Annotated in this window: 13 protein-coding genes, 1 tRNA gene and 1 pseudogene; 5 read left to right on the forward strand and 10 right to left on the reverse strand. The window is 74.5% G+C overall.

Annotation, left to right across the window (positions count from 1 at the left end; translation table 11 throughout):
* Positions 1-16 precede the first annotated feature (16 nt).
* The 3 genes from ACFQH9_RS26035 to ACFQH9_RS26045 all read left to right on the forward strand — a co-directional run bounded on the left by ACFQH9_RS26035 (position 17) and on the right by ACFQH9_RS26045 (position 3,214).
* Positions 17-1,240: a cytochrome P450 gene (locus ACFQH9_RS26035; RefSeq protein WP_379569951.1), complete on the forward strand. Its 1,224-nt coding sequence runs from the start codon at positions 17-19 to the stop codon at positions 1,238-1,240.
* Between the two features lies 1 nt (position 1,241).
* Positions 1,242-2,249 carry a 2Fe-2S iron-sulfur cluster-binding protein gene (locus ACFQH9_RS26040; protein ID WP_379569953.1) on the forward strand — a complete coding sequence of 336 codons (1,008 nt, stop codon included), beginning with the start codon at positions 1,242-1,244 and terminating at the stop codon, positions 2,247-2,249.
* A gap of 134 nt (positions 2,250-2,383) precedes the next feature.
* Positions 2,384-3,214 (forward strand): excalibur calcium-binding domain-containing protein, encoded by an 831-nt coding sequence (locus ACFQH9_RS26045; RefSeq protein ID WP_379569955.1) that lies wholly within the window; start codon positions 2,384-2,386, stop codon positions 3,212-3,214.
* Between the two features lie 95 nt (positions 3,215-3,309).
* On the opposite strand, the gene ACFQH9_RS26050 is transcribed toward ACFQH9_RS26045, so the two are convergent.
* From ACFQH9_RS26050 to ACFQH9_RS26060, 3 genes are all read right to left on the reverse strand, one after another.
* On the reverse strand, positions 3,310-3,504 hold the full coding sequence (locus ACFQH9_RS26050) for a hypothetical protein (RefSeq protein WP_379569957.1): 195 nt from the start codon (positions 3,502-3,504) through the stop codon (positions 3,310-3,312).
* Positions 3,505-3,587: 83 nt separating this feature from the next.
* Positions 3,588-3,661: transfer RNA gene (locus ACFQH9_RS26055), tRNA-Pro, on the reverse strand.
* A 35-nt stretch (positions 3,662-3,696) separates the two neighbouring features.
* On the reverse strand, positions 3,697-4,632 hold the full coding sequence (locus ACFQH9_RS26060) for a metallophosphoesterase (protein ID WP_379569959.1): 936 nt from the start codon (positions 4,630-4,632) through the stop codon (positions 3,697-3,699).
* A 46-nt stretch (positions 4,633-4,678) separates the two neighbouring features.
* Here ACFQH9_RS26060 and ACFQH9_RS26065 point away from each other — a divergent pair, with 46 nt between their 5' ends.
* Positions 4,679-5,146, forward strand: a complete 468-nt coding sequence (locus tag ACFQH9_RS26065; RefSeq protein ID WP_379569961.1) for a GatB/YqeY domain-containing protein — start codon at positions 4,679-4,681, stop codon at positions 5,144-5,146.
* A 128-nt stretch (positions 5,147-5,274) separates the two neighbouring features.
* Here the strand turns inward: ACFQH9_RS26065 and topA are convergent, their stop codons facing one another.
* The 5 genes from topA to ACFQH9_RS26090 form a co-directional block, all read right to left on the reverse strand.
* On the reverse strand, positions 5,275-8,124 hold the full coding sequence (topA, locus tag ACFQH9_RS26070) for a type I DNA topoisomerase (RefSeq protein ID WP_379569963.1): 2,850 nt from the start codon (positions 8,122-8,124) through the stop codon (positions 5,275-5,277).
* Positions 8,125-8,375: 251 nt separating this feature from the next.
* On the reverse strand, positions 8,376-9,365 hold the full coding sequence (locus ACFQH9_RS26075; protein ID WP_379569965.1) for a hypothetical protein: 990 nt from the start codon (positions 9,363-9,365) through the stop codon (positions 8,376-8,378).
* Between the two features lie 102 nt (positions 9,366-9,467).
* Positions 9,468-10,064, reverse strand: a complete 597-nt coding sequence (locus ACFQH9_RS26080; RefSeq protein WP_379569967.1) for a hypothetical protein — start codon at positions 10,062-10,064, stop codon at positions 9,468-9,470.
* A 71-nt stretch (positions 10,065-10,135) separates the two neighbouring features.
* A complete protein-coding gene (locus ACFQH9_RS26085; RefSeq protein WP_379569969.1) occupies positions 10,136-10,690 on the reverse strand; it encodes a hypothetical protein in 555 nt (184 codons plus the stop codon).
* A gap of 242 nt (positions 10,691-10,932) precedes the next feature.
* Positions 10,933-13,230 (reverse strand): sodium-translocating pyrophosphatase, encoded by a 2,298-nt coding sequence (locus ACFQH9_RS26090; protein WP_379569971.1) that lies wholly within the window; start codon positions 13,228-13,230, stop codon positions 10,933-10,935.
* A gap of 426 nt (positions 13,231-13,656) precedes the next feature.
* Here ACFQH9_RS26090 and ACFQH9_RS26095 point away from each other — a divergent pair, with 426 nt between their 5' ends.
* Positions 13,657-16,173 (forward strand): DEAD/DEAH box helicase, encoded by a 2,517-nt coding sequence (locus tag ACFQH9_RS26095; RefSeq protein WP_379569973.1) that lies wholly within the window; start codon positions 13,657-13,659, stop codon positions 16,171-16,173.
* A gap of 492 nt (positions 16,174-16,665) precedes the next feature.
* Here the strand turns inward: ACFQH9_RS26095 and ACFQH9_RS26100 are convergent.
* A pseudogene (locus tag ACFQH9_RS26100) lies at positions 16,666-17,049 on the reverse strand (Rv3654c family TadE-like protein); the annotation flags it as partial.
* A partial coding sequence (locus tag ACFQH9_RS26105) for a hypothetical protein (protein ID WP_379569975.1) occupies positions 17,046-17,233 on the reverse strand: 188 nt, incomplete at its 5' end. The pseudogene ACFQH9_RS26100 and the gene ACFQH9_RS26105, both read right to left, overlap by 4 nt.

The raw sequence follows: 17,233 nt of genomic DNA on the forward strand, positions 1-17,233 counted from the left end.
TGGGAGGAGACGGTCGATGACGACCACCGAGAAGCCCGACCTGTCCTGGCTCGACGACGTCACCATGACCCAGCTCGAGCGCAACCCCTACAAGGTCTACGAGCGGCTGCGGGCCGAGGCGCCGCTGGCCTACGTGCCGGTGCTGGGGTCCTACGTCGCCTCCACCGCCGAGGTGTGCCGCGAGGTCGCGACCAGCCCCGACTTCGAGGGTGTGATCACCCCGGCCGGTGGGCGGACCTTCGGGCACCCGGCGATCATCGGGGTCAACGGCGACATCCACGCGGACCTGCGGTCGATGGTCGAGCCGGCGCTGCAGCCCGTCGAGGTGGACCGCTGGATCGACGACCTGGTCCGGCCGATCGCGCGCCGCTACCTCGAGCAGTTCGAGAACGACGGCCGTGCCGAGCTCGTCTCCCAGTTCTGCGAGCCGGTCAGCGTGCGGGCGCTCGGCGACCTCCTGGGCCTGCAGTCGGTCGACTCCGACAAGCTCCGCGAGTGGTTCGCCAAGCTGAACCGCTCCTTCACCAACGCCGCGATGACCGAGGACGGCGAGTTCGCCAACCCCGAGGGCTTCCGCGAGGGCGACGAGGCCAAGGCCGAGATCCGGGCGATCGTCGACCCGCTGATCGACAAGTGGATCGTCGAGCCGGACGACAGCGCGATCTCGCACTGGCTGCACGACGGCATGCCGCCCGGGCAGACCCGCGACCGCGAGTACATCTACCCGACGATCTACGTCTACCTGCTCGGCGCGATGCAGGAGCCGGGCCACGGCATGGCCTCCACGCTCGTCGGCCTGTTCTCCCGGCCCGAGCAGATGGAGGAGGTCGTCGACGACCCGACGCTGATCCCGCGGGCGATCTCCGAGGGCATGCGCTGGACCTCGCCGATCTGGTCGGCCACCGCGCGCATCTCCACCAAGGACGTCACCGTCGCCGGCGTCGACATCCCGGCCGGCACCCCCGTGATGCTGTCCTACGGGTCGGCCAACCACGACACGGGCCTCTACGACGCGCCGTCGACCTACGACCTGCACCGCCCGCCGCTGCCGCACCTGGCCTTCGGCGCCGGCAGCCACGCGTGCGCGGGCATCTACTTCGCCAACCACGTCATGCGGATCGCGCTCGAGGAGCTCTTCGAGGCGATCCCCAACCTCGAGCGCGACACCGGCGAGGGCGTCGACTTCTGGGGCTGGGGCTTCCGCGGGCCGACGAGCCTGCACGTCACCTGGGAGGTCTGAGATGGGCTTCGCGGTGACCGTCGGCGGCCGCCGGGTCGAGTGCGCCGCCGACCAGAGCCTGCTCGACGCGTGCCTGCGCGCCGGGCTGTGGATGCCGAACTCCTGCAACCAGGGGACCTGCGGCACCTGCAAGCTGCAGGTCGTCGGCGGGGAGGTCGACCACCGCGACTCCCCGTTCGACACCCTGACCGCCGACGAGCGGGCGGCCGGTCTGGCGCTGGCGTGCCAGGCCCGCCCGCGGTCGGACGTCGAGGTGGGCGGGGCCGGTGACCGCACGACCCACGCGCTGCGGGACCTGACCGCCACCGTGCTGGAGGTCGCGGACATCGCCCGCGACACGCGGCGGATCCTGCTCGGCCTGCCCGAGCCGCTGGAGTTCTCGGCGGGGCAGTACGTCGAGCTGGTCGTCCCGGGGTCGGGGGCCCGCCGGCAGTACTCGCTGGCCAACACGGCGGACGAGGACAAGGTGCTCGAGCTGCACGTCCGGCGGGTGCCGGGCGGGGTGGCGACCGAGGGCTGGCTGTTCGACGCGCTGGCGGTCGGCGACGAGGTGCAGGCGGCCGGCCCGCTCGGCGACTTCCACCTCCCGCCGGAGGCCGACGACGACGGCGGCCCGATGGTCCTCGTCGGCGGCGGCACCGGCCTCGCCCCACTGGTCGGGATCGCCCGCACCGCGCTGGCCCGGCACCCCTCGCGGGAGGTGCTGCTCTACCACGGCGTGCGTGGTGCGGCGGACCTCTACGACGGGGACCGCTTCGCCGAGCTCGCCGAGGAGCACCCGAACTTCCGCTTCGTACCGGTGCTGTCCGACGAGCCGGCGCCGGAGCACCGCTCGGGCTTCCCGACGGACGCCTTCGTCGAGGACGTCCCGAGCGCCCGCGGCTGGTCGGGCTGGCTGTGCGGCCCGCCGGCGATGGTGGAGGCGGGGGTCAAGGCCTTCAAGCGCCGCAGGATGGCCCCGCGGCACATCCACCGCGAGAAGTTCACCCCGGCCGACGCTCTGGGGTGAGTTCCGGGACGGAGCGGGAGGNGGCCGTCGTCATTTCTGATGACGTTCGGTAACGGCGTCGCGACTCCTCCGATGGTCCGTTCAGTGGTGCGGCACACCGCCGTTCGCACCTCCAGGACCCGGAGAGGACCCCGATGACCGCGACGCAGCCGTGGACCCCGATGCCACCGACCCCGCCCCGGCAGGGCAACCGCCCCGCGACGGCCGGGTTCGTGCTCGGCCTGGTCGGTCTCGTCGTCGGGTGGGCGCCGATCGTCGGGCTGCTCGTGACGGTGCCCGCCCTGCTGCTCTCCCGCACGGGACGCGCGCGGTTCCGCGACGGCCGCGCGGTCACGGCGGGCCGCAGCGGCGCCGGCCTGGTGCTCGGCGGGATCGGCACGGTGATCTGCGTGCTCATGACCGTGTTCGCCCTCACCGGGGCCGCCCGCGCGCCCCAGCCCGCGGCCGTGGTCCAGCCCGCCGCCCCGGGGCCGGTCGCGCCGGCCCTGCTCACCGTGCCGAACGTGGTCGGGATGGCCGATCCGCAGGCCCGCGAGGTGCTCGCGGCCGCGGGCTTCACGAACGTGGTGCTGGGCCCCTCGACGGGCTCGGTCGCGGGCGTGGCGGCCGGGACCGTGACCACGCAGCTGCCGGGCGCCGCGGCACTGGCGGCCGCCGGCGACCCGATCGTGCTCGGTGAGGCCGACGCCCCGCCGGTCCCCGCCGCCGCCCCCGCTGCTGCTCCTCCTGTCGTGGAGGAGCCGGTGGCGGACGCGCCGCGCGTCGACGCGCCGCGCCCGCTGGTGGCCGCGCCGCGACCCGCTGCCCCGGCACCGGTCGTCGAGGCGCCGTCGTCGCGCGGCTCCGCCTACTACGCGAACTGCTCCGCGGCCAAGGCTGCCGGCGCCGCCCCGCTCCACGCCGGAGAGCCCGGCTACCGCAGCGGGCTGGACCGCGACGGCGACGGTGTGGCCTGCGAGAGCTGAGCCCTCGACACGGAGGCCCGGATCCACGGATTCGGGCCTCCGTCGTCCGCGTCCGCGGAGCGCTCCGTCGGGCAGGCAGACCGGTGTCGTGCGGGTCAGCCGACCGGCTGGAGGAGGGGTGGTCTTCGTCGCGGTCTTCGATCCAGGTCGATCCAGCTGGGGGGATCGCAGCCGGGGAAGGCGCAACCCCCGGCGGCCTCGATCCCCGCGGCCGCGAAGAAGGCGGCGGGGTCGAAGCCCGCCGCCTCGTGCGCCGCCTGCGCGGCCGCGCGGGCTCCCGGCTCGGTCATGCCGGCGACGCTACGAGCTCGACCGGACTTCAGGTCAACAATGACGAAGGCCCAGGTCTGCCGACCTGGGCCTTCGACTTCTGTCGGGGTGACAGGATTTGAACCTGCGACCTCTTCGTCCCGAACGAAGCGCGCTACCAAGCTGCGCCACACCCCGAGGGCCCGCGGCTTCCCGCTGAGCCGTGGTGAACTCTACCCGACGGTTCCGGCGGCCTGCGCGGGGGTGGCCCTTGCGGCGTCGGCGCCGGCCGGGCGGGGCACGAGGGTCAGCAGACTGGCCTCCGGTGGGCACGCGAAGCGCACCGGCGCGTAGGGCGAGGTGCCCATCCCGGCCGAGACGTGCAGCCAGGTGTGGGCGCCCCAGCGGGAGGCGCCGCGGGCGCGCGAGCGGTCGATCCCGCAGTTGGTGACGATCGCGCCGTACCCGGGCAGGCGCAGCTGCCCGCCGTGCGTGTGGCCGGCCAGGACGAGGTCGACGCCGTCGGCCGCCATCCCGTCGAGCACGCGCGGTTCGGGGGAGTGGGTCAGCCCGAGCCGCAGGTCGGCCGTCATCGGGCCGGAGACGCTGTCGTAGCGGTCCAGCGACAGGTGCGGGTCGTCGACCCCGACGACGCCGATCCGCCGGCCGTCGACGTCGAGGAACAGCCGCTGGTGCGTCGCGTCCTGCCAACCGCGCTCGACGAACGCCGCCCGCAGGTCCCGCCAGGGCAGCGGCTCGCCGTGGATGCGGCGGTCCGAGCTGCGCAGGTAGCGGGCGGGGTTCTTCGGGGTGGGGCCGAAGTAGTCGTTGCTGCCGAACACGAACAGGCCCGGCTTCTCGAGCAGCGGCCCGAGCGCGGCCAGGACGCCGGGCACGGCCCGCGGGTGCGCCAGGTTGTCCCCCGTGTCGACGACGAGGTCCGGCTCCAGCGCGGCCAGCTCGGCGACCCAGCGCTTCTTGCTCTCCTGGCCCGGCGTGAGGTGCAGGTCCGAGACGTGCAGGATCGTCAGCGGCCGGCTGCCCTCCGGCAGGACCGGCACGGTGGCCTCGCGCAGCGTCCAGCGACGTCGCTCGTACCCGGCCGCGTAGGCGATCCCCGCGGCGCCGGTGGTGACGGCGCCGATGGCCAGGCGAGCGAGGCTGTTCACGTGTCCCAGGGTACGGACCCTCGCCGTTCGACTAGCGTGCACGCCCGTGAGCACCCTCAAGGAGCAGCTGCGGAAGGACCTGACCGCGGCGATGAAGTCCCGCGACGAGCTGGTGAAGGGCACCCTGCGGATGACCCTGACCGCGATCGGCAACGCCGAGGTCGCCGGCGAGGCGCACCGGGAGCTCTCCGACGACGAGGTGCTCGGCGTGATCCGCAAGGAGGCCAAGAAGCGGGCCGAGTCCGCGGAGGCGTTCTCGGCGGCGGGTCGCGAGGAGCTGGCCGCGCAGGAGAAGGCGGAGGGCGAGGTCCTGGCCCGCTACCTGCCCCGGCAGCTGGGCGACGACGAGCTGGCCGCCCTCGCGCAGCAGGCCGTGGCCGACGTCGAGGCCGAGACCGGCGAGAAGCCCGGCCCGCGGCAGATGGGGCAGGTCATGAAGAAGGCGCAGGCCGCCGCCCAGGGCCGCGCCGACGGCAAGCGCCTCTCCGCGGCGGTGAAGTCCCTGCTCACCTGAGCGAACGGCACTCTCGCTCACACCTGGTGAGCGACAGCACCGCTCACGCAGAATGGCCTGCGGGTGCACGAACGGCGCTCCCGCTCACGTGGACCGAGCGGAAGCGCCGTTCGAGCAGTCGGACGGGGCTACTTGGCCGGGGCCTTCCGCGCCGGGGCCTTCTTCGCCGCCGGCTTGCGGGCGGGGGCCTTCTTCTTGGCCGGGGCCTTGGCGCGGCGCTCGGCGAGCAGCTCGGAGGCGCGCTCGTCCGTGATCTCCTCGACCGAGTCGCCCTTGCGGAGCGAGGCGTTGGTCTCGCCGTCCGTGACGTAGGGGCCGAACCGGCCGTCCTTGATCACCATCTTCTTGCCGGTCGAGGCGTCCTCGCCCAGCTCGCGCAGCGGCGGCGTGGCGGCGGCGGTGCGCCGACCGCGCTGCTTGGGCTGCTTGTAGATCTCCACCGCCTCGTCGAGCGTGACGGTGAACAACTGGTCCTCGCTGGTCAGCGAGCGCGAGTCGGTGCCCTTCTTGAGGTAGGGCCCGTACCGGCCGTTCTGCGCGGTGATCTCCTCGCCGGACTCCGGGTCCGTGCCCACCAGACGCGGCAGGGAGAGCAGCTTGAGCGCGTCGTCGAGGGTGATCGTCTCCAGGGACATGTCCTTGAAGAGCGAGCCCGTGCGCGGCTTGGTCTTCTTCGGGGCGTCCTCGGGCAGGATCTCGGTGACGTACGGCCCGAACCGCCCCTCCTTGGCGACGATCTCGTGCCCGGTCACCGGGTCGGTGCCCAGCGAGCGGCCCTCCTGCGGCACCGAGAACAGCTTCTCGGCGATCTCCTCGGTGAGCTCGTCCGGCGGCAGGTCCTCGGGCAGGTTGGCGCGCTGCGTCCTCGGCTTGCCCTCGGCGTCGAGCTCGCCCGTCGGGCGCTCCATGTACGGCCCGTACCGCCCGACCCGCACCACGGCCTCGCGGCCCTGCGAGTCGGTGAACAGCGGGATCGAGTTGATCTCCCGGGCGTCGATCTCCTCGAGGTTCACGCCGACGAGCTTCTTCAGCCCGCCCGCCTTCGCGACCGAGCCCTCCGAGCCCGCGCCGTCGCCGAAGTAGAAACCGGTCAGCCAGGCGTTGCGGGTGAGGTTGCCCGACGAGATGGCGTCGAGCTCGTCCTCCATCGCGGCGGTGAAGTCGTAGTCGACGAGCCGGCCGAAGTGGTGCTCCAGCAGCCCGACGACGGCGAACGCCACCCACGAGGGCACGAGCGCCGAGCCCTTCTTCCAGACGTACCCGCGGTCCTGGATCGTCTTGATGATCGACGCGTACGTCGACGGCCGGCCGATCCCCAGCTCCTCGAGCTTGCTCACCAGGCTCGGCTCGGTGAACCGCGCCGGCGGGTTCGTCGAGTGGCCCTCGGGGGTGAGCTCGGCGGCGGTGAGGGCCTGGCCCTCGGTCAGCTGCGGCAGCCGCGACTCGGCGTCGTCCGCCTGGCCGCCGGAGCCCTCCTCGATCGTCTCGACGTAGGCCTTGAGGAAGCCCGGGAAGGTGATCGTGCGGCCGGAGCTGGCGAACACGACGTCCTCGCCGGTCGCCGCGGTGCCGTTGATGCGCACGGACACCGTGGTGCCGCGCGCGTCGGCCATCTGCGACGCCACGGTCCGCTGCCAGATCAGCTCGTAGAGGCGGAAGTCGTCCCCGTCGACCTCGCGAGCGATCTCGCCGGGGGTGCGGAAGGTGTCGCCGGCGGGGCGGATCGCCTCGTGCGCCTCCTGGGCGTTCTTCACCTTGCGGGTGTACTGCCGGGGCGACGGCGCGACGTACGAGTCCCCGTAGAGCTCGCGGGCCTGCGCCCGGGCGGCCTGGATCGCGGACTCGGACAGCGTGGTCGAGTCCGTACGCATGTAGGTGATGTAGCCGTTCTCGTACAGCCGCTGGGCGCTGCGCATCGTGCGCTCCGCGGAGAAGCGCAGCTTGCGGCCGGCCTCCTGCTGCAGCGTCGACGTCATGAACGGGGCGTACGGACGGCGGGTGTACGGCTTCGACTCGACCGACGCGACGGTCAGGTCCCGGCCCTCGAGCGCCTCCGCCAGCCGGCGGGCGCTCGCGTCGTCGAGCACGGTGACGTCGGCGTTCTTGAGCTTGCCGTCCGGCCCGAAGTCGCGGCCGGCCGCGACCCGGCTGCCGTCGACGGAGACCAGCCGCGAGCCGAACTGGCGCGGGGTCGCCTCGGCGCCCGCGTCGAGGGTCGCGGCGATGTCCCAGTAGCCCGCGGAGACGAACGCCATCCGCTCGCGCTCGCGCTCCACGATCAGCCGGGTCGCCACCGACTGCACGCGGCCCGCCGAGAGCTTCGGCATGACCTTCTTCCACAGCACGGGGGAGACCTCGTAGCCGTAGAGCCGGTCGAGGATGCGGCGGGTCTCCTGCGCGTCGACCAGGTCCTGGTCCAGCTCGCGGGTGTTCTCCGCGGCCGCGCGGATCGCCGGCTCGGTGATCTCGTGGAAGACCATCCGGCGCACCGGGATCTTCGGGCGCAGCGTGTCGAGCAGGTGCCAGGCGATGGCCTCGCCCTCGCGGTCGGGGTCCGTGGCGAGGAGGAGCTCGTCGGCGTCCTTCAGCAGGTCCTTGAGCTCGGAGACCTTCGACTTCTTCTCCGGCGTGACGATGTAGAGCGGGTGGAACTCGTTGTCGACGTCCACGCCGAGCCGTGCCCACGGCTCGCCCTTGTACTTGGCCGGCACGTCCGCCGCACCGCGCGGCAGGTCCCGGATGTGCCCGACGGACGACTCGACGACGTAGTCGTTGCCCAGGTACGGCTGGATCTTCTTGGCCTTGGTGGGGGACTCGACGATCACCAGGCGGCGCACGCGCCCGCCGGCCGACGTGGCCGTGCCGTTCCCGTTGCGACGCCCGCCGCCGGCCGCGCTGCGGCGCGTGCGGGTGCCGGCGGCCGTGCCGTTGCTCCCGGCAGGCGCGTCGGTGTCGGTGCTCGTCGTTCGGGTTACCACGTTGGTCCTACTCCATCCCTCCGGCCGCGTCGCCGGCCATCACCGGTCCGCGTCCGACTTCCGGGCGTCTCGTCCGGGGTGAGGCGCCCGACCGTTACCTCCGGTCACCTCGTCACTCCCCTTCGACCCGGGATCGACAGTATTGCCCCACCGCCGACCCCCGCCGCCACGGTCGCACATCGACCGAGCATGTCGCATCCGTCACACCGCGTCGCGGCCGCCGGATCGACCGGGGGAGCGTAGCCCGCGGGTCAAGCCCCGCTCCGACCCCAGTACCTGGGCCACTCGGCGGTGTCCACGTCGTCGGGGGCGGGGCCGACCAGCTCCACGAGCCGTTGCAGGCGGCGTGCTCCTGTGATCCGTAACGCCGGCCCGGCCGCGGGGCATTCCGGCCCGACGGCCGGGACGAGGGCGAGATGGTGGCTGCGGCAGTGCGCCCGGACGGGCTCCGCCGGAAGGTCGAGGGCGGTGGTGCCGTCCGTGAGGAGCAGTGAGGCGGGGCGGCTCGTGCGGGAGGACGACGGCGGGGCGGGCAGGTCGTGCCGGGCGCCGTGCGCGGGGTCGGTGGGACGGGCCTCGGTGCCGGTCCTCGCGCCCGTGTCCACGGCGGTCTCCGCCCCGACGGGTGCCACGGCGGTGTGCGCGGCGAGGGGTTCCGCAGGAGCGTCCGCGACGGGGTCCGCCTGGGCGTCCGCGGCGGCCGGCGTCCCGTCCCCGGGCTCGACCGTCGGAGCTGCGGCGCGCTCCCGGCAGGCCGCGCAGGGCGGCAGGGCGATCCGGGCGGGCGGCAGGCCCAGGCGGGTGGCGGCGGCGATCAGGGCGTCGTGGGTCCCGGGCGCGGCGCCGTCGAGGGGCAGGAGGTAGCCCCCGCGCCCGTCCGCGCGGCCGCAGGCGAGCACCCAGAGCCGCAGGGCGGTGCCGTCGAGCTGGAAGTCCGTCGGCACCGTCTTGCGCCGGTCGCGGCCCGTCCAGGCCCGGGCGAGGCCGGCCAGGTCCCGGCGGTAGGCGGTGCGCAGCTCGCGGCCCGTGCAGCTCCGCTCGCCGAGCTCGAAGGGGATGCCGAACCGCGCCGCCGCGGCCCGGACGGCGGCCGCCCGCCCGGCGTCGGCGACGAGCAGGCTGATCCGCGCGGTGTCCCCCGCGCCGAACCGGGTGATCCTGGCCGGCCCGCACAGCAGCCCGGCGAGATCGCCGAGCCGCGGCGGCCGGGCGTCCGCGGAGAACAGCGAGAGCTGGGACACGTCGCGCACCCTAGAACATGTGTTCGAGCGATGATCGCGTGGCGCGCCGGGTTCGCCCGACCGGAGGCCGACACGCCGGGCGACACGCGTGCCGGCCCGCTGCTACCGGGGTGCGGCGCCGGGAAGGGTGGCCAGCGTGGTGCAGTTGCCCGCCTGCTGCGCGGCCTTGTCGAGGCGCGGCGAGGTCCTGAGGTCGCCGAGCGCGTCGGGCGCGGTGAGCTGCTTGAGATTGGTGTTGGTCTCGTCGAGGGCCGCGCGGAAGGCGTCGACGTTCGCCGGGTCGGCGGCGTCGACCTTCGCCTTGGCGGCGCCGATGTCCGCCTGCAGCTTCTCCAGGCCCGCGGAGATGCGCGCGACGGTGTCGTCGCCCCCGCCGACCGGCGAGGCCCCGACCGTGCCGAGCTGGTCACGGCTCTGCTGCAGGCCGGTCTGGCTCGCCCCGAGGTAGTCCGAGAGCCGCTGCTTGATCGTGGGCAGGTCGGCGCCGTCGAAGGCCGGCTGGGCCAGCACCGGGGTGGTGTAGGTGAGGACCGCGCCGCAGACCTTGTCGACCCAGGCCACCGGGTCGGCGCCGCGGCCGGCGGCCGGGCGCGGCGCGGGGTCGGCGGTCGGGGTGCCCGCGACGACGGTCGCGCAGCCGCTGACGGACAGCAGCCCGCCGAGCACCACGGCGACGGCGAGCCGGGACGGGCGAGGCACGGGGCGCCTCCTGGGGGCGAGGGGAGCGGGGCCGGGGACCGACAGTACGCGAACCGCGGGTCCTGCCCTGCTCAGCCGCCGGACGCGGGGCCGGCGGGCCGGCCGAGGTCCTGGCAGGCGGGGGCCTTGGCCGCCGCGTCGGTGACCGCGGGGTCGAGGCCCGACAACGGGTCCTGGGTCGTGTCCTGCAGCTGCAGGACCGGGGCGACCGCGCCCTCGATGTCCCGCTGCAGCGTCCGCGAGTCGAGGTCGAGGGCGTCGACCTGCGTCCTGGCCCGCTGGAAGGCCGAGCGGTAGCTGCTCAGCTGGTCGCGGAACTTGGTGACGGCCTGGTCGCCGCCGGAGACGGGCGAAGCGCCGAGGCCGTCGAGGTCGGCCAGCGCCTTGTCCAGCGAGGCGGCGGTGTTCCCGAGGTAGGCGGAGAGGTTGCGGGCCTGGGCGGGCAGGTCCGGCGCCGGCTGCGGACCGACGACCGCCGCCTCGCGGAAGGTGGCGTAGGAGCTGCACAGGCCGTTGGTCCAGTCGACCGTCTCCTGCTCGCTCGCGCCGCCGCAGCCGGCGAGCAGCAGCCCGGTCGCGACCGCCGCCACCGCCGCGGCGCGCCGCCGGGTGGCCCTGGTGGGCATCCTCATCCGTCCTCCACGTCGGCCCTGCTGGTCATCCCCGCACGCCGGTCCTGCGCCGTCGCCCCCGTGCCGGGCGCTGAGACGGTAGCGAGCCCGGCGCGGACGCAGGAGGCCGCCCGCCCCCGGAGGGGACGAGCGGCCTCCTGGATCGCCGAGAGGGCCCGACGCCCGGGCGACCGGACCGGGCCGATCGGCCCGGCCCTGTCGATCTCCCGGCCGGATGCCCGGTCGGCGCGGCCGGATCAGGCCACGGGGCTGTCCGCAGGCGTCTCCTGGATGGAGGACGTGCGGCGCTTCGACACCGTGACCGCCGCGACGATGATGATCACCGCGACGATCGCGATCGCGATCCGGATCGGGGCCGACGCGCTGTCGCCGACGGTGAACACGACGACCGCGGGCGCGATCAGCACCGAGACCAGGTTCATGACCTTGATCAGCGGGTTGATGGCCGGGCCCGCGGTGTCCTTGAACGGGTCGCCGACGGTGTCGCCGATGACCGTCGCCTCGTGGGCGTCGGAGCCCTTGCCGCCGTGGTTGCCGTCCTCGACCAGCTTCTTGGCGTTGTCCCACGCGCCGCCGGAGTTGGCGAGGAAGATCGCCATGAGCGTGCCGGTGGCGATGGCGCCGGCCAGGTAGCCGGCCAGCGGGCCGACGCCGAGGCCGAACCCGACGGCGATCGGGGCGAAGATCGCCAGCAGGCCCGGGGTGGCGAGCTCGCGCAGCGAGTCCCGGGTGCAGATGTCGACGACCCTGCCGTACTCCGGACGGTCCGTGCCGTCCATGATCCCGGGCTTGGTGGCGAACTGTCGGCGCACCTCGTAGACGACCGCGCCCGCGGCCCGGGTCACCGCGTTCACCGCGAGGCCCGAGAACATGAAGACCACGGAGGCGCCGATGATCACGCCGACGAGGGTGTTCGGGCTGAACACCTCCGCGGTGAACGTGTTGCCCGCGTCCTGCAACGCGACCCCGGCCTTGAGGAGCGCCTGGGTGAAGGCGTCGCGGTACGACCCGAACAGCGCCGTCGCCGCCAGCACCGCCGTCGCGATCGCGATGCCCTTGGTGATCGCCTTGGTGGTGTTCCCGACGGCGTCGAGCTCGGTGAGGATGTCGACGCCCTCGCCCTCGACGTCGCCGGACATCTCCGCGATGCCCTGGGCGTTGTCGGAGACCGGGCCGAAGGTGTCCATGGCGACGATGACGCCGACCGTGGTCAGCAGGCCGGTGCCCGCCATGGCCACGGCGAACAGCGCGACGACGATCGAACCGGACAGCAGGAACGCCCCGTAGACCGCGGCGCTGATCACGAGCGCCGTGTAGACCGCGGACTCGAAGCCGATCGAGATGCCGGACAGGATCACGGTGGCCGGGCCGGTCAGCGAGGAGCGCCCGACGTCCTGCACCGGCTTGTCCTCGGTGCCGGTGAAGTAGCCGGTCAGCCAGAGGATGACGCCCGCGAGGACGATGCCGATGACCACGGCGACCGACGCGATGAGGCGCGGGTCCTGGGTCAGCGTGGTGACCGACGCGTCCGTCGGGTTGGTCAGGTCGGCGAAGCTGCCCGGCAGGTAGAACCACGCCGCGATGATCGACAGCACGCCGGCGAAGACCGCGGAGATGTAGAAGCTGCGGTTGATCGCCTTGAGGGTGTTCTCGCCCCGCCGGGCCCGGGTGATGTAGACGCCCATGACCGCGGTGATCACGCCGATGGCCGGGATGATCAGCGGGAACAGCAGGCCCTGGAGGCCGAACGCCGCCGAGCCCAGGATCAGCGCCGCGACCAGGGTGACCGCGTAGGACTCGAAGAGGTCGGCCGCCATGCCGGCGCAGTCGCCGACGTTGTCGCCGACGTTGTCGGCGATCGTCGCGGCGTTGCGCGGGTCGTCCTCCGGGATGCCCTGCTCGACCTTGCCGACGAGGTCGGCGCCGACGTCGGCCGCCTTGGTGAAGATGCCGCCGCCGACCCGCATGAACATCGCCAGCAGCGCCGCCCCGAAGCCGAAGCCCTCCAGGACCTTGGGCGCCTGGCCGGCGTAGACCAGCACGACGAGCGCGGCACCGAACAGGCCCAGGCCGACCGTGAACATGCCGACGACGCCACCGGTGCGGAACGCGATGCGGGTGGCCTTCTCCCGGCCGCCCGGCTCGCGGGAGGCCGCCGCGACGCGGATGTTCGCGCGGGTGGCGAGCCACATGCCGAGGTAGCCGATCGTCGCGGAGAAGACGGCACCGATGACGAAGAAGATCGACCGGCCGATGCGCTCGCCCAGGTCGTCCGCGGGCAGCGCCAGCAGCAGCAGGAAGACGACGACCACGAAGATGCCGAGCGTTCTGAACTGCCGTTTCAGGTACGCCTGGGCGCCTTCCTGGACCGCTTCTCCGATCTCCTGCATCCGCTTGGTGCCCTGGCCGGCGGCCAGCACCTCCCGGAGCAGCATGTAGCCGATGGCCAGGGCCGCGAGCGCGACGACGGCGACCACGCCGACGACGACGCGATCACCCGAGCCGAGCTCGAGGCCCACAGCGGGCACGGACATCCGTCCTCCTGTTGCGTCGGTGTGCGCCAGGGAGGCCGATGCGGCCGGCTCGCGTTCCGACGGCGTCCCTGGCGTCGAGCGCATGCACCGTCGCGTCGGTGCGACGGGCGCGTGCAGTGTACGAGTGTGTCCGATGTCCCACTTGAGATCCACAGCACCCCACCTCGCCGTCGGGTGAGGTGATCGAGAACACAGGCGGCCGAACGGCCGAACGCGCAGGTCCTGGCGGTGCAGGAACGACCACTCGCGGAGGCTCCGCCGGGCTCGGCCGGGCCGGGGGCGCCACGAGCGGGCCCGACCGACTGCGTGCACCGTGGCCCCACGGGCGGCGGGGTGTTCGTCGGGACGCCCGCCATCCGAGCGACACGAACGGGAACCGGGTCGGCGTGCGCGGAACCGTCGGTGCGGTGTGCGAGCCTCGACCGTATGCGTGACCAACCGATCGGGTGGCCGGGCGACGGGCCGGTGCTCGTCGAGGGGCCGCCCGACCCGGTCGTGCCCGCCAGCGGTCCCGTGCGGCGGTCGGCGCGCGGGCTGGAGCTGCTGGGCCGGGTTCTCGCAGGCTCCGGCGTCGATCCGGACGTCCCCGTCGTCGAGCTCGGGGCGGGGGGCACCCTGCCGCCGGAGCTCGCGGAGGACCCCGAGGACCCGGAGGGCTTCGACCCGGCCGAGGCGACGAACCCGCTGCGCCACGCGGTCCGCCTGCCACCCCGGCCGGGGCGCGCCGTCGACTGGCCGGCCTGGGCGCCGCCCGAGGTGGTCGGCGCGTTCCGCCGCACCGGGGTGTCCCGGCCGTGGAGCCACCAGGCCGAGGGCGCGGAGCTGGCGCACGCGGGGCGCGACGTCGTGGTCGCCACCGGCACCGCGTCGGGCAAGTCCCTGGTCTACCAGCTGCCGGTGCTGTCGCGGCTCACCGCGGAGCCGCGTGCCACGGCGCTCTACCTGTCGCCGACCAAGGCGCTCGCCGCCGACCAGCTCCGCGCCCTGCGCGAGCTCGGGCTGTCGGACGTGCGGCCCGCGGCGCTCGACGGGGACACCCCGATGGACGAGCGGGACTGGGCTCGCCGACACGCGCGGTGGATCTTCAGCAACCCGGACATGCTGCACCGGTCGGTGCTGCCCCGGCACGGGCGCTGGGCGGGCTTCCTTCGGCGGCTCGCGTTCGTGGTCGTCGACGAGTGCCACACCTACCGCGGGGTGTTCGGCTCGCACGTCGCGTTGCTGCTGCGCCGGCTGCTGCGGATCGCCCGGCGCTACGGGGCACGCCCGACGATCGTGCTCGCGTCGGCCACCGTGGCGCGGCCGGCAGAGTTCGCCTGCCGGTTGACCGGGCGCGAGGTGACCGCGGTGACCGAGGACGGTTCGCCCAGCGCGGGCCGGACGGTCGCGTTGTGGGAGCCCCCGTTGCTGCTCGAGCTCAACGGTGAGAACGGCGCCCCGGTCCGCAGGCCCGCCTCGACCGAGTCCTCCCGGATGCTGGCCGACCTCGTGGTCGAGGGCGCCCGCACCCTCGCGTTCGTGCGCTCCCGGCGGGGGGCCGAGGTCACCGCGCTCGGCGCCCAGCGGCTGGTCGCCGACGTCGACCCGGACCTGGTGCCGCGCATCTCGGCCTACCGCGGCGGCTACCTGCCCGAGGAGCGGCGGGCGCTGGAGAGCGCGCTGATGCGCGGCGAGCTGCTCGGCGTGGCCACGACCAACGCCCTCGAGCTCGGTGTCGACATCGCGGGGCTCGACGCCGTGGTCGTGGCGGGCTTTCCCGGCACCCGGGCCTCCTTCTGGCAGCAGGCGGGGCGCGCCGGCCGGGCGGCCGACGAGGCGCTGGTGGTGCTCGTGGCCCGGGACGACCCGATGGACACCTACCTCGTGCACCATCCGCGCGCCCTCCTCGGCGCGCCGGTGGAGAGCTGCGTGCTCGACCCCGGCAACCCTTACGTGCTGGCCCCCCAGCTGGTGTGCGCCGCCGCCGAGATGCCCCTCACCGAGCAGGACGTGGCGGAGGTCTTCGGCGGCGCCGTCGCCGAGGAGGTGCTCGCCGAGCTGGTCGACGACGGGGTGCTCCGCCGGCGGCCGACCGGCTGGTTCTGGCCGACGACGCGGGAGCAGCCCGCCGCCTCCGTCGACATCCGCGGCTCGGGGCTGGGGCAGGTCGCGCTGGTGGAGGCCGGGACCGGACGGATGCTCGGCACGGTCGACGGCGCCTCCGCCCCGGGGACCGCGCATCCCGGGGCGGTCTACCTGCACCGCGGGGAGAGCTACGTCGTCGACGAGCTGGACCTCGACGCCGGCGTCGCGCTCGTGCACCAGGAGGAGCCCGACTGGCGGACGGACGCGCGGTCGAACTCGGACGTCGAGATCGTCGCCGTACGGGCGCGCAGCGACCACGGCCCGGTCTCCGTGTGCTTCGGCGACGTACGGGTGACCAGCCAGGTCGTGGGCTACCAGCGCCGCACCCCGGACGGGACGGTGCTCGAGACCGTCCCGCTGGAGATGCCCGCGCAGACCCTCGAGACCCGTTCCGTCTGGTACACGATCGACGAGACCGTGCTGGCCGACGCCGGGATCGACCCGTCCCGGGTGCCGGGCGCGCTGCACGCGGCGGAGCACGCCGCGATCGGCCTACTGCCGCTCTTCGCGATCTGCGACCGCTGGGACATCGGCGGGCTGTCCACCGCGCTGCACCCGGACACCGGGCTGCCCACGGTGTTCGTCCACGACGGGCACCCCGGCGGCGCCGGGCTGGCCGAGCGCGGTCACGCCGTCCTGGAGCGGTGGCTGCGGGCGACCCGGGAGGCGATCCGGGACTGCGGCTGCCGCACCGGATGCCCCTCGTGCGTGCAGTCCCCGAAGTGCGGCAACGGGAACAACCCGCTGGACAAGGCCGGGGCGGTGCGAGTGCTGGACCTGGTGATCGGCGCGCTGGTGCGGCACCCGGGCACGGGCTGAGCGGTCGTGGTGGTGCCGCGGCCGGCCGGCGGCCGAACGGTCGCGCAGGCCCGGCGTCCGGGGCCCGTAGGCGGGGGAGGTCGTCGGCCGCCGCCGGCGGGCCGGTCGGGGCCCGGGCCGGCCGGCGGCGGCCAGCGGGCGGTGGGTCCGTACGGGGGTCGGCGACGGAGCGCCTCGGTCCCACCGCGGTCTGGGGAGCGTGCTCGTGGACGGTGGTGTCGGCCCCACCGTGGGTGCCGACCCGGCCGTGCCGTGTTCAGTAGGCCCGGTCCGCACGACGCCCGCCAGACGCGGTCGCCGATCGGTTCCGGACCCACGACGAGCGCGGGTGCCGGAGTCGGTCGACGGGCGGCCGACGTGTGGGCGGCCGCGGGTGGCGGAGGCCGGGGCCGCAACGCCGTTCGCCTGGCCTCCCCGACCGTTCACCGGAACGTCCCCGGGTGACCTCCCGTCCGCCGGCGCGGGAGGTGTGCCGGGCACCGGCCCGGCGTGCGCCCGGGCTGTCGCCGCCTCTGCGGCGAGGAGGCTCCACGGTCGCCGCACCTGCACCTCGACGAGGGCGTTCCAGCCGTCGAGGGTGCAGCGGATCAGCCCGGCGCCCATGGCGTCGGCGACCCGGCGCGCCGCGGCGCACGCGCCCTGCTCGCCCTGGACCGGGTCCCCCGCCGCGGCGAGGGCCGCCAGATCGGCGGTCGCCTCCGCCCGATGGCGGGCCAGGACGGCGCCGCCGAGATCGACCAGGAAGGCCGTCACCGCGAGGAGCGCGGCTGCCGCCAGCGCCGCCCACACCGTGGCGGACCCACGGTCGGGATCGGGCCGCCGGCCGGTCCCGTCCCGGCCGGTCCGGTCACTGCCGGTCCTGTCCCGGCCGGTCATGGCACTGTCTCCTGATCCGCACTGCGCGCCGGCTCGCGTGCGGGGTCCTGACCGGGCGCCTCGGCGGAGTCCGGGCCGACGGCGCCGGCGGCCACGGCTCCGGGCTCCAGGGCGCCGAGGGCGCTGCCGCTGACCCGCAGCGGCAGGGGGCCGACGGGCGCCACGCTGACGACGGCCCGGACCT

Source organism: Pseudonocardia lutea (assembly GCF_042658055.1).
GTDB lineage: Bacteria > Actinomycetota > Actinomycetes > Mycobacteriales > Pseudonocardiaceae > Pseudonocardia > Pseudonocardia lutea.

Coding starts and splice junctions, on each gene's coding strand:
- ACFQH9_RS26035 (WP_379569951.1), top strand. CDS start 17: ATGACGACCACCGAGAAGCCCGACCTGTCCTGGCTCGACGACGTCACC.
- ACFQH9_RS26040 (WP_379569953.1), top strand. CDS start 1,242: ATGGGCTTCGCGGTGACCGTCGGCGGCCGCCGGGTCGAGTGCGCCGCC.
- ACFQH9_RS26045 (WP_379569955.1), top strand. CDS start 2,384: ATGACCGCGACGCAGCCGTGGACCCCGATGCCACCGACCCCGCCCCGG.
- ACFQH9_RS26050 (WP_379569957.1), bottom strand. CDS start 3,504: ATGACCGAGCCGGGAGCCCGCGCGGCCGCGCAGGCGGCGCACGAGGCG.
- ACFQH9_RS26085 (WP_379569969.1), bottom strand. CDS start 10,690: ATGCCCACCAGGGCCACCCGGCGGCGCGCCGCGGCGGTGGCGGCGGTC.
- ACFQH9_RS26090 (WP_379569971.1), bottom strand. CDS start 13,230: ATGTCCGTGCCCGCTGTGGGCCTCGAGCTCGGCTCGGGTGATCGCGTC.
- ACFQH9_RS26095 (WP_379569973.1), top strand. CDS start 13,657: ATGCGTGACCAACCGATCGGGTGGCCGGGCGACGGGCCGGTGCTCGTC.